This window comes from Phenylobacterium sp. (genome assembly GCF_041691455.1).
In the GTDB taxonomy this organism is placed as follows: domain Bacteria; phylum Pseudomonadota; class Alphaproteobacteria; order Caulobacterales; family Caulobacteraceae; genus Phenylobacterium.
Genome location: NZ_JBEPUO010000002.1, coordinates 507147 through 518974, shown reverse-complemented (window position 1 = coordinate 518974; position 11828 = coordinate 507147). Strand labels below are relative to the sequence as shown.

The window sequence follows — 11828 nt, the reverse complement described above, 5'->3', positions numbered from 1 at the left end:
TTCGTGGGCGCGCTACGGGAATTCATCCCCCGTGCCGAGGTTCCGGCCTCGGCGCCAATCGTCTGCGACACCCAGCTAGTTGAAGGTGAACACCGCGCAAAAAATCACCAGTAGGATCGCCGCCCCTGCCATTCGCCCGCCCAGGAACATTAGCGGCACGGCTCTCTCATCCCCGCGCTGGAACCGCATCCTCGCCCATTCGTGCAATCCGATGCTGATAACCGCGAGAGCGACGAACGTCATTTTCGCCCAGAACCAGCCTGTGAAACCGCCGGGACCGCCAAACTTCAACCAGACCATCAAAGGTCCCGTGAACAGCAAGAGTCCCAGCCCGACGGGCCCGATCCGGCTGAAAAAGGTCTCCAGCGGCCACCAAATGGCGCGCTGATCGAGGGGGGCCTCGATCAATCTCGGTCCGACCTGCGAGAGCGCTATGCCGCCGCCGACGGCCATCCCGATGCCGACGAAGTGGAGGCACATGAGCAGGTTGATCACGGTGTTCACGCGGCCGCTCCCTGTCGCCTGAAATACACTCGCGACGGCGAAGCCTAAGCCTTGCCGCCAGCATCTCCTAGTCTGCGGCGTCCCAATGTCTGCGGCGAGTCCGCAAGCGGAAGATGACCGCTAGCCCGAAAAGGGAAATTCAGCCGCCCCGCCGGTAGGCGGACCTCAGGAACGTCAGTTCGGGGTCGTGAGCGATCTTCCGCGCTCAACCCTACAAGCTGACGCCGTAGACCTCTGCAAGGGGAAGGAGACATCCCCGGCGCGTTGCTTCGACCATACGACCAGCCTAACGTTGCGAGGGCGAACGCCGCCTAGAGGATGTACGCATGATAGAACGACGGCGTGTGCTCGCGGCTCTTCTCGCGGCGTCTGCCTGCAGTGGGGCCTCCGCCGGCGGTAAGCCGTCGCGGGCGACCAAAGGGGTCCCTGATCTTCAAGGCATGTGGACGAACGTGACGGGCAGCTGTGACCCCCAATGCGCTCCGATCATCGGCGTACATTGGTGAACCCCAAAGAAGCGACTGAGGTCATATATAGCTGATTTCTTGTAGTATTTCCACCCATCCGCGCACCTTAGCGTGCAGCGTGATGGTGCCCCCGGTCGGACTCGAACCGACACACCTCTCGGTACTGGATTTTGAATCCAGCGCGTCTACCAATTCCACCACAGGGGCCAAGCAGGAGCGGCTTACCAACACCGCCTCACGGCGACAAGTGCGGGCGCCGCCGCGGCACATCCGACGGCCCCTTGGCGCCCGCGGCGAACTCAGGGCGAGGGGTCCAGACGGTCGTTTTCGGCGGCGATGTCCGCCGGTGGTTCCGGGAAGCTCTTCCAAGGGAGATCCTTGCGCAAGGTGCGCGACCATCGGCTCAACCACTCGTCTCCGTCCGGGCCCGCGTAGTCGTCGGCGATCTTGTAGGCTGGGTCGCGCATGGCGCGGTCGAGAGACATAGCGTGCAGGTCCTGGCGCCTGAGGATTGCCGCAAGCTGGTCGAGACTGTCGGCGTTCAGGCGCGTCGCGTGCAGCAGGAAGACGAAGTCCGGCCGCCGCCCGAGCAGCTGGAGGCCGGCCTCCCGATACCAGACGACCACGCGCTCGGTGTAGTCGAGGTAGGCCCGCTGGACGTGCGCGGCGCCGGCCTTGTCGTGGCGCAGGATGGCGTCGTCGTAAGGCAGGGCGAACATCCAGTCGGAGTTCTCCATCGTCACCGGCGCGACGCGATAGCCGTGCGCCGCCAACCAGGTCTCGAAGGTTCGCCGCGCTTCGAACGTCAGGCCCGTCTCGAGATAGGGATGGCGGAACCAACGTAGTGGGCGCCCCTGTGCGGCTACCAGCGGCCGAAGGACCCCGTCGGCGCGGCTCACCTCGGCGATGTAGGCCTGGACCGGGACCTTGTTGAGCGAGACGTGGGAATAGGTATGGTTGCCCAGGTCCATTCCCGCCGCCAGCCACTGCCGGGCCAGGCGGGTCTGGGCCACGCCGCCGTCGCCCTCAAGCTTGTCGGCGATCACGAACCCGGTCGCCGGGAGGTGATGACGCCGAAGTCCTGCCAGCAGCGCCTTGGTCGTGGCCTCCGCGTACGGCGCATCGCCGGTCAGCGCCATGGTCGGCAGATCGTCGAAGGTGAGGGCGACGCCCTCGGCGACGGCCGGGCCGGCCCCAACGAGCAGCGCGATAACGACAGCTGAAAGGAAGGACCGCAACACCAAGACCTCTCATATGCCGCGTTGGCGCAAGAGCTCTACCTTAGCTGCAAGACCCGCAAGTTTTCATTGAATGCGCGCCTCCGCGGGAAATCAGGAACTTTTGTCCGACCGCCTAATCCAATGACGCGCGGCCTCAGGGCAAACCTGTGGTCGCCAACCCTGTCGCGGCTCCCCAGTTCCGCAGTTCCCGGCGCCGCCTCGCTCGTCCAAACGAAGAGACTTTCAATGTCCAGGGCTACCCTCGCCGCGGCGCTCGTCGGTATAAGCTCGGTCGCTCTGATCGGAGCCTCCAAGGTTCCCACCATACCGTCGCCAGCCGACGCGACGACCGCGCGCTACGCCCAGACTATGCTCGCCGAGGGCCGGCAGACGTTCCGCTTCGATACCTTCGGCAGCGAACACTTCTGGGGCGACACCCTGCAGCTGCACAAGGCCATCGCCGGCGCCAAGAACGGCGGCGTCGGCCCCGGCGTCTCGCCCAAGGCGGCGCTGTCTGTCGGCCTGAAGGTCGACGCCGACGCGCTGCCCGCCGCGCTCAAGGCCCAGATCGCCGCCGGCAAGGTCAACCTCGATGACCCCGCGACGACGATCGCGCTGCTGAAGCTCAACGCGGTGGTCGGGGTGAAGGCCTTCACCAACCCGGACGGCAGCGTCAAGTCGATGGGCATCCAGTGCTCGTTCTGCCACTCGACGGTGGACAACTCCTTCGCGCCGGGGATCGGCAAACGGCTGGACGGCTGGGCCAACCGCGACCTGAACGTCGGCGCGATCATCGCGCTGGCGCCCAATCTGCAGCCGGTAGCCGACCTGCTGGGCACGGATGTCGGCACGGTCAAGAAGGTGCTGGCCACCTGGGGTCCGGGCCGGTTCGACGCGGAGCTGTTCAAGGACGGCAAGGCCATGCGCCCAGACGGCAAGCAGGCCGGCACCCTGATCCCGCCGGCCTTCGGCCTGGCCGGCGTGAACCTCGCCACCTGGACCGGGTTCGGCTCGGTGCCCTACTGGAACGCCTATGTGGGCGTGACCGAGATGCATGGCTCGGGGACCTACTACGACGCCCGGCTCAGCGACAAGACGCAGTATCCGGTCTCGGCCAAGAGCGGCGAATGGAACACCCGTGGGACGCCCGACCGGACCACGCCGAAGCTCGGCGCCCTGCAGTTCTACCAACTCGCCATCCCCGCGCCGAAGGCCGTGGCCGGCTCCTATGACCGCGTCGCCTACACGCGCGGCAAGGCGCTGTTCGACGGCCCGGCCAAGTGTGCGACCTGCCACGTCCCGCCGCTGTTCACCGAGCCGGGCCAGAACCTCCACACGCCCGCCGAGATGGGCGTCGACGCCTTCCAGGCCGACCGGTCACCAACCCACATGTACCGCACGGCGCCGCTGGCGGGCCTGTGGACGCACCAGACGGGCGGCTTCTATCATGACGGCCGGTTCGCGACGCTCGCCGACGTGGTGGAACACTACGACAGCCACTTCGCGCTCAAGCTCAGCCCGCGCGACAAGCGCGACCTCGTCGAATACCTGAAGGGGATCTAGCCATCGGCTCGGTCAAGCGTGACGCGCTTCCGCGACGGATCTGCACACCGTGACAGACGCGGCGCGTAAAGGGGGCCCTGCGGGCAGGCGCGGCTAGTCGTTCGCCGCCGCGCCTCGCGCGGAAGGGACCTTCCGCCTTCCGGACGTTGATCGCGGCGGCGTCCAACGTTGGCGATGGGAGAGGCGTAGATAGTCTTGCACAAGACCCGGCGGGATGTCGGTGACGACCTTGTCGCCGAAGAACGACCGACGCACGTCAGCGATCTCGCCCTACAATGACTGGCACGCGCCAGGCGCGCCGGTCCCCGCAGGGCGAGATCTCCGACGGGTGAGCCGGCTGGCCTGTCCGAGCCCTGAGCAAGGCGGACCGCGCAGGCGATCGCCCCGACAGACCGGGCGCGGCTGTCCCGCCGGGGACGTCTGAGCCTGCATCGCCGCGGCGTTAAGCGGCCGGGGTGTCAGTTGCCGGGTAGGCAAGGGTCCCGTCGCCGCGCAGGCGCGCGCCAGGCGTCATGACAGCCTCATCGATATGCGAAGGCCCCAGGATGTGAAGGACCCGGTCTCCGCCCGCGAGCAGATAGTCTGCGATGATGCGCCGGTGGCAGCGCCACCACAGAACCTCGGCGCACATGATCGCACATCGTCGTCGAGCGCCCAGGTCGCGCAGCCGGGACAGGCCCACGGCAAAGGGCGCCGTCAGCGCATAGTCGGCGTAGTTGCGGAAACTCTTGACCCGCCAGTAGCCGTTCGGCGAAGGCTCCGCGCCGCGCTGGCGGCCGCGAAGCCCGCCGAGCGCGGCGATGGGCTCGTAGCCGATCTGCCAGGCGGCCAGGCTCTCGGGAAGCGTGTCGCCGTTGAACTGCGGGTTGGCGCGGGATCGCGGCATCGATCGCACATCGACGACGAGATCCGCGCCGGCCTCCTGAAGAAGATCGCCGAACTCGGCCAGGGCGCGCGTCGAGTGTCCTATGGTGAAGAATGTGCTGGCCATGGCTATGGCAACCCCCGAAGCGCCGAACGGTTACGCCGAAGGTTATGACGGTCAAACGCAAGTGTGCGGCTGAAAGCCCGCTCAACGGCGAGAGACCACTCCGCGCCTTCCGCCCGTCTCGGTCCGCTCAGGCGTCGCCGGGGACCATGGGCTGGACCCTCGAACGGTGGAATCGGGCGATGATGGCGGGGTGAGGACGTTCAGCATCCAGGCGCCGACCCCGCAGGGTCCCGCGTCCGCCGACGAGCAAGCCTATCTGCTCGCGGCGAGCTTTCATGAGAGCGCGCTGCGCGCCGGAGGTGACGGAGCACGACAGCGACGGGGTTCCGATCTCTGCACTCTGCCCGATGCTCGTCGCCTACGCGCTCGCAGCGGAGCTTTACCTCAAGTCGCTTGCGCGGGCTGCCGGCGGCAGGCCGCCGGCCAAGAGCCACATGATCTCGGTCCTGTTCAACCGGCTCGACCGGTCGATCCAGGCCGACATCGCGGACGCCTATCGATCTGGCGTTTCGGTAGAGGGGCCCTGACCGGCATTGCCCATCCTTAAATTGGAGCCTGAACACGCGCTTGGTATGCGTTGGACATGAACCGCCGCGCCATGGGTCCAATCCTGGTCTTTCTCGTCGTCTCCGCCGCGGCGTCGCCGTTGTTGTCGATGATGCAGGCAGGGTCGGCCATCGATCCGGTCGTTTTCCAGCTGACCGTTCTGTCGACTGCGGTTGGGGCTGCGGTCGTTTGGGTCATCTGGCGCGGTCGCCTGGCCTATCCTCCAACGGTGAAACGAGGCCTTGCTCGGCCATTGTTGGGGGGCGCCGCTGCTATCGCGGTCCTGGCTGGCCTGCTGTTCGAGCTGGCGCACGCCCAGCATGCACCCTGGCGCACCGCCGGCATGGGCGACCTCGGAGGCCCGCTGGCGATTCTGTTGCTCGTGCAGCTGTTAGGCGCCGGAGCCGAGGAGGTGGGCTGGCGCGGATTGGTCCAGCCGCTTCTGGAAACGAGGCTGCGTCCCGCACTCGCGGCTCTGATCACCGGCGCGCTGTTTGCTGTCGGGCACTTCTACCTGGCGTTCTCTATCAGTGCGCTGGCTTTCACGCTTTTCGTCGCCGCAGCAACCGCGATGTCGCTGCTACTGGCGGTGTTTACGCTCGGCCGATCTTTCGCCGACCGGGTCGCGATCGCCACAGTCCTCCACTTCCTGATCAACATGGCGACGTTCAGCCTGTTTAGCGACGGTGATGGGAGCGTCTTGTACTTCGCCGACTTGGCGACCGTGTTTGGCGTTGGCGGCGTCATCGCCTTCGCCATCATGCTCAAACTGCGACCGACAGCCCGGTCGCGATCCATTCCAGGCTGACAAGTGTTGGCGGCGCCACCGCCGATGCGATTGGGCCGCGGCGCGTTGTGAACGTCCGCGCGCCAAGTATGGTCTGACAAAGCCTCCGGGATCGTGTTCATCTCACCCGGTGCCGCCGGTGCCCCCGGCGTGCGGCTGAAACGCTAGCATTCCTCCACGGTGTACCGTGACCGAAAGTGGACAAACGATCTTAGTCGCGGAATGCGGCTGGCAATTCGCCGGAAATCTGCTTGTGCCAGGGTCGTTGGGACCAAGGTGCTGAGGGCCTCCATAGCCGCGGCAATCGACGCATGGCCATCGGAGCCTCTGAGCGGCGCCATCGAATTGCGCGGATTGAGCGGTCAGGTGTCGCCGTGAACTCCGCTGGCTGTCCTTGACCTACCCTTCCGAGGCAGCGCCGCGCCGACGCTTCAGGTGGGCATGGCCCCTGGCGGTCACCCTGTTGTTGCTCGCGCTGTTGGCTGTCTATGCCGCGCGCAAGGTGATCGCGCGCGACGTCCTGACGGCCTGGCTGCGTTCCCACGGCGTGGCCTCCGCGGTGCAGATCGACGAGCTAGGTCTCAGCCATATGGGCGGGCGCGTGCGCCTCGGCGCGGCCGAGGCGCCGGATTTTGCCGCCGCTGATGTGGCCGTGATCTACGGCTTGCGCGGGCTAAGCTTTGAGCTTCTCTCCGTCACCCTGCGCCAGCCCGTCCTGCGCGCCCGCCTGCACGACGGCCGGGTCAGCCTGGGCGGGCTCGATCCGCTTATCGCTGACGTCCTCAAGAGGCCCCCGACGCCAGGTGCGCCGAAGCCTCGCATCGAGATCGACCAGGGCGTCCTGCTGCTGGTCAGCGACTACGGTCCGGTGCGGCTGACGGCCGACGCCGTGGTGAGTGATGGCCGGCTGGTCTCGCTGACGGCGCGGTCGGACCCGGCCCGGCTGCGGGGCGGCGCCTTCGACGTCGCCGTTGGGACGATGGCCGGAAGCCTTCGAACCCGTGGAGATCGCGTCTCGCTGGCGCTGGACGTCCCGGTCGCCTCCGTCCGCGCCGGGGGTCTGACCGGCGCCCCGATGCGACTGCGGCTCATTGGAGAGGCGCCGTACCCGGACCTGAAGCACCAGAGGATCGACGGACCCCTTGTCCTCCACGCCGACCTCACCGGCGAGCAGGTTGATCTGGCCGGCGCGACCTTCACGGCGCCCGCGATCGTCGCCGACTTCCAGGGCGCGGCCGGCGGTGGGATCGCTGACCTCGCGCTGGTTGGCACGATGACCGCCGATCTGCGCAGCAGGACCGCAGCGTTCGGTGCAACTCGTTCCGGGGCGATCAGGCTCCAGGTCAAAGCCGACGACCTTCATTGGACGCGCCGTGCGGGCGTGATTTCGGCGACGCCTCGCGTCACCGCGCTGCTGCACGACCTCGTCGCTGGCAGCCTTCATCTTTCTCAACTGCTGACCGACGGCGGCGGCGCGGTTCGCTACGGTCCCGGCGGCGTCCAAGCGGACCTGAAAGCTCGTCTCGATGGTCGTGGGGCTTGGAGCGGCCTTGGTCCCGGCGAGCCTTCAGACGCGCCGCAAGTCGCGGTCCTGAAGCGGGCCGCAAAAGGGTTCCAGATCTCCGCGCCAGACGTGTCGTTGAGCCTCGACCAGGGCGGGACGAGGGTCGGCCTGCCGCAGCCTTTGCAGATCCGCGCCGACCAAGGCGGGACAGCAGAGGTGAGCGCGCGGCGCGCCGAGCCGGTGTTCAGCGCGCAGAGGGGCGCCTTCCGCCTCGCGGTCTCCGGCGGCGGCTTTCCAACCCTGAACGCTGACGTGCGCCGCCTGCAGGTCCTCGGCGGTGTAGTGACCGCACAGGGCGACGCCAGGGTCGCCGGCTCGATCGGGCCTCTGGAAGACGGCAAGCTGATGATCGACGGCGTGTTACGAGTCGCGAACGACGGCGTGAGCTTTTCCGCGAGCGGCTGCGCGCCCCTGTCGGCCCGCCGCCTGGTGTTCGGCGCCAACGACCTGGAGGGCCTGACTGGGCGGCTTTGTCCCGATGAGGGCCCGCTCTTCGGCTCCGGAAAGGGCGGCTCGTGGCTGCGCGCCAAGGCCCAAGGCTTTGCCGCCGCCGCGCCGTTCCTGCAGGCCAGGATCGCCGACGGGTCGGGTCGCGTGGTCGTCCTGCAGGCCGCCGGAAAGCTTGGCGTCACCGCCGCTCTCGGTCACGCCCAGGTATTGGACATGGCGCCGCAGAAGCGCTTCAACCCCTTGCAGGTCGGCGGAAGGGCGGGGCTCGCCGACGGGGCCTTCACCGCGGATCTTCGGTTCGCCACCCCGGCCGGCCAGCCCGTGGCAACCGCGGCGCTGCGGCACGACACCGTTCGCGGTAAGGGAGGACTGACGCTCGATACCTCAGCGCTGGTTTTCGCCGACAACGGCCTGCAGCCGAGCCAGCTCTCGCCGCTCGCCGAGGTGCTGGGAGGGCCGGTGCGAGGCCAGGCGCGGTTCGTGGGCCGCTTCGCCTGGACGCCGGAGAGCGTCGAGAGCGATGGAACGCTCAGCGTGAAGGACCTCGATTTCGGGAGTTCGCTCGGCAGGGTCAGCGGCCTGAAGGGGGACATCGTGTTCACCAGTCTTTCGCCTTTGACCGCGGCGCCGGGCCAGACGCTGCACGCCGCGGCCGTCGCGGCCGCCGTCCCGCTCACCGGCCTTACGGCGAGCTTCGCCCTCGACGGCAAGGCCCTGACCGTCTCCAGCGGAGAGGCGGCCGTGGGCGGCGGAAAGGTTCGCGTCGAAACCCTCGAGGTCCCGCTGGCCGCCGACCGGCCGATCAGCGGCGTGCTGGTCGTCGAAGGCGTGCAGCTGCACGACCTGGTGGAAGCCTCGCCCTTCGGCGACCGGATGGCCCTGGACGCCAGGGTCAGCGGCCACGTGCCGTTTCAGAGCCAAGCCGGCAAGATCCAGATCGCGGGCGCGGACCTGCACGCCATCCAACCCGGCCGCCTGTCGATCAGTCGCCAGGCGCTGACTGCCACCGCCGCGGGAGGTTCGGTGAGCGCCTCCACCGGGGCGGTGGCGCCCGTCCAGCCCAACGACACCTTCACCGACTTTGCCTACCAGGCCATGGAGAACCTGGCCTTCGACAAGCTGGACGCCGGCATCGATAGCCGCAGCGACGGCCGCCTGGGCATCCTGGCGCACATCGTGGGCCGTCACGATCCGCCGCAACATCAGGAGATCCGGCTCTCGCTCTTCGACCTGATCGGGCGCAAGTTCCTGACCAAGCCCCTGCCGCTGCCCTCCGACACCGGCGTCGACCTAACGCTGGACACCACGCTCAATCTCGATGAACTCCTCGCGGACTATGCCGACTATCGGCGCCTGCGCGGTTCACCCGCAGTTCAGCCTGCCCCGTCGACAACAAAGGCCAAGCCCCTGGAGACGCCCCGATGACCGCGCCGCCCCGACCCACGATCGCCCTGGCGGCGCTGGCCCTGACCGGCCTCGCCGCCTGCGCGCCGACCATTCACGTCAAGGTCGACCCGATCACTATCTATGCCAAGCTGGACGCCAACGTCCGGCTTAGCCTGGACGCGGACGTGAAAGCCTTGATCCAGAAGAACCCGAACCTCTTCTGAGGGATATGACCATGCAGACAAAAACCTTCTTCGCCCTGGGCCTGGCTGCCGTTCTGGCCACGCCCGTCGCCGCCGTCGCCCAGTCGGCGCAAACCAAGGCCACGGTGGATGCCGCCAAGGCCGCGGGCATTGTCGGTGAGCAGGCCGACGGCTTCCTGGGGTTCGTGACGGCCGCGCCCGATCCGGCGATCAAGGCCGCGGTCACCGAGACCAATGCCGGGCGCGCCCAACTTTACGACCAGGCCGCCGCCAAGAACGGCGTCACCGCCGCGGCGGCCGGCGCGGCGGCCTATCAGGGCGTGGTGCAGGCTAAGCTGCGCCCCGGCGACTACTACCGCCCGACCGGTGGCGGATGGACCCGGAGATAGGTCATTCCGCCGCCCAAGTGGGCTGGCCGACCGATGCCAAAGGAGTCCCGAATGAAGACTATCCTGCGCGCCTTCGCGCTAAGCCTCGTCATGGCGACCGCCGGCGGCGCCGTCGCCCTGGCGCAGGCCGCGCCATCCGCCGGCGACACGATGTTCCGATCCACGACGTTGAGTCTTGCGGCCCATGGCGAGAGCAAGATCAAGCCGGACATGGCGACGATCAGCCTGGGGGTCATGATCCGTGCGGACACCGCTGCGGCGGCCATGCGGGCGAATGCGGCGCGGATGGACCAGGTGATGGCGGCCTTGGCCAAAGCCGGCGTCGCCGCCAAGGACATCCAGACCTCGAACCTCAGCCTGACACCGCAGTACCTCTATGTGCAGAACCAGGCGCCGCGTCCGAACGGCTATCAGGCCTCGAACCAGGTGACGGTCACGGTCCATGATCTGGCGCGGCTCGGCGCGGCGGTGGACGCCACCGTCACCGCCGGCGCCAATGAGGTGAACAGCATCAGCTTTGGCCTCAACGACGCCACGGCCGCGGAGAATGTCGCGCGTGAAAAAGCGGTGCAGGCCCTGCAGGCCAGGGCCGATCTCTACGCGAGGGCCACCGGCTATCGGGTGCAGCGCCTGGTGTCGCTCAGCGAAGGCGGCGGCTATGCCGTCTCCCCGCCGATGCCGATGGCGAGCTTCGCCAGGAGCGCTCTCGCGGTCTCCGCATCACAAGTTTCTCCGGAGGAGCTGAACGTCCGGATCGATGTAAGTGGGCTCTACGAACTGACGCGATAGGAATTCGCAAGGGGCCCGGGTGTCGAGGAGTGGATTGTGTCCAAAGTCCCAGCTGATGCCTCGAATTCGGCCCAGATCGACTACTGGAACGCCGCGGCTGGGAAAACCTGGGCGCAGCACCAAGATCGACTTGACCGCCAGATCGAACCCCTGGGCCTGGAGGCCATACGCGCGCTCGCTCCGTTGGCGGGAGAGCGAATGCTTGATGTCGGCTGCGGCTGCGGACAGACGACCTTCGAACTCGCCGCTCGGGTCGGTGTTGCGGGCCACGTCACGGGCGTAGATATCTCAGCTCCCATGCTCGCGGTGGCTAAGACCCGCTCCGTTCCGACTGATGCAGCGCCGCCAGAATTCCTCCAACTCGACGCTCAGACGGCCGACCTTGGCCATGGTGTCTACGACGCCGTCTTCTCCCGCTTCGGCGTGATGTTCTTCAGCGATCCGACGGCGGCGTTCGCAAATTTGCGCCGCGCATTGACGCCCAACGGCCGGCTGGCCTTCGTGTGCTGGCGGCCCTTGCAGGACAATCTGTGGATGAGGGCGCCGATGGAGGCTGCCCTGCCCTTCCTCCCGACGCCTACACCGGCGGATCCGCTAGCACCGGGCCCGTTCGCCTTCGCGAGCGCAGATCGCATCCGGTCTATCCTTTCGGATGCAGGGTTCGCGGAAGTCACGCTGCACGCGTTTAACACGTCGATCGGTGGCGCAAGCCTGGATCAGACCGTCAATCTGGCGTTCCGCGTCGGCCCCTTAGGCGCGGTGCTGCGTGAAAAGCCCGAACTCAGGGCGGCGGTGTCGGGTTATGAGACCCCAAGCGGGGTGCTCATGCCGGCTTCAGTTTGGATTGTACGCGCGCAGGCGAGCTAGGGCGGTCGCTCCCAATTGCCGCGGTCGGCTTTTGACGAAGTTCGCGGGGGACATGGAAACGGTTCGCCTCTTGAGCGTTTGAGAGTCCCGCGCGCGACGCGC

At 67.5% G+C, this 11828-nt stretch carries 11 protein-coding genes and 1 tRNA gene; 8 read left to right on the top strand and 4 right to left on the bottom strand.

The window, feature by feature from the left end; genetic code table 11:
- Positions 1–75 precede the first annotated feature (75 nt).
- The 3 genes from ACESMY_RS06245 to ACESMY_RS06235 all read right to left on the bottom strand — a co-directional run bounded on the left by ACESMY_RS06245 (position 76) and on the right by ACESMY_RS06235 (position 2212).
- Positions 76–504 (bottom strand): hypothetical protein, encoded by a 429-nt coding sequence (locus tag ACESMY_RS06245; protein ID WP_372783292.1) that lies wholly within the window; start codon positions 502–504, stop codon positions 76–78.
- Positions 505–1093: 589 nt separating this feature from the next.
- A tRNA-Leu gene (locus tag ACESMY_RS06240) sits at positions 1094–1178 on the bottom strand.
- Between the two features lie 92 nt (positions 1179–1270).
- A complete protein-coding gene (locus ACESMY_RS06235) occupies positions 1271–2212 on the bottom strand; it encodes a polysaccharide deacetylase family protein (protein ID WP_372783290.1) in 942 nt (313 codons plus the stop codon).
- Positions 2213–2437: 225 nt separating this feature from the next.
- Between ACESMY_RS06235 and ACESMY_RS06230 the strand changes: the two genes are divergently transcribed.
- Positions 2438–3754: a hypothetical protein gene (locus ACESMY_RS06230; protein WP_372783288.1), complete on the top strand. Its 1317-nt coding sequence runs from the start codon at positions 2438–2440 to the stop codon at positions 3752–3754.
- 442 nt (positions 3755–4196) lie between these two features.
- Here the strand turns inward: ACESMY_RS06230 and ACESMY_RS06225 are convergent, their stop codons facing one another.
- The gene (locus tag ACESMY_RS06225; RefSeq protein WP_372783286.1) at positions 4197–4745 is read right to left on the bottom strand and encodes a DUF488 family protein; all 549 of its coding nucleotides are present in this window, start codon (positions 4743–4745) and stop codon (positions 4197–4199) included.
- Positions 4746–5020: 275 nt separating this feature from the next.
- Between ACESMY_RS06225 and ACESMY_RS06220 the strand changes: the two genes are divergently transcribed.
- From ACESMY_RS06220 to ACESMY_RS06190, 7 genes are all read left to right on the top strand, one after another.
- On the top strand, positions 5021–5272 hold the full coding sequence (locus ACESMY_RS06220; RefSeq protein WP_372783284.1) for a hypothetical protein: 252 nt from the start codon (positions 5021–5023) through the stop codon (positions 5270–5272).
- A 56-nt stretch (positions 5273–5328) separates the two neighbouring features.
- Positions 5329–6099, top strand: a complete 771-nt coding sequence (locus ACESMY_RS06215; RefSeq protein ID WP_372783282.1) for a lysostaphin resistance A-like protein — start codon at positions 5329–5331, stop codon at positions 6097–6099.
- 442 nt (positions 6100–6541) lie between these two features.
- Positions 6542–9517, top strand: a complete 2976-nt coding sequence (locus tag ACESMY_RS06210; protein WP_372783280.1) for a YdbH domain-containing protein — start codon at positions 6542–6544, stop codon at positions 9515–9517.
- Positions 9514–9702 (top strand): YnbE family lipoprotein, encoded by a 189-nt coding sequence (locus tag ACESMY_RS06205; protein ID WP_372783278.1) that lies wholly within the window; start codon positions 9514–9516, stop codon positions 9700–9702. Before ACESMY_RS06210 ends, ACESMY_RS06205 begins: the two co-directional genes overlap by 4 nt.
- A gap of 11 nt (positions 9703–9713) precedes the next feature.
- Entirely contained in the window at positions 9714–10070 is a 357-nt protein-coding gene (locus tag ACESMY_RS06200) for a YdbL family protein (protein ID WP_372783276.1), read from the top strand.
- 51 nt (positions 10071–10121) lie between these two features.
- Entirely contained in the window at positions 10122–10859 is a 738-nt protein-coding gene (locus ACESMY_RS06195) for an SIMPL domain-containing protein (protein WP_372783274.1), read from the top strand.
- A gap of 36 nt (positions 10860–10895) precedes the next feature.
- Positions 10896–11726 (top strand): class I SAM-dependent methyltransferase, encoded by an 831-nt coding sequence (locus tag ACESMY_RS06190; protein WP_372783272.1) that lies wholly within the window; start codon positions 10896–10898, stop codon positions 11724–11726.
- Positions 11727–11828: the final 102 nt, after the last annotated feature.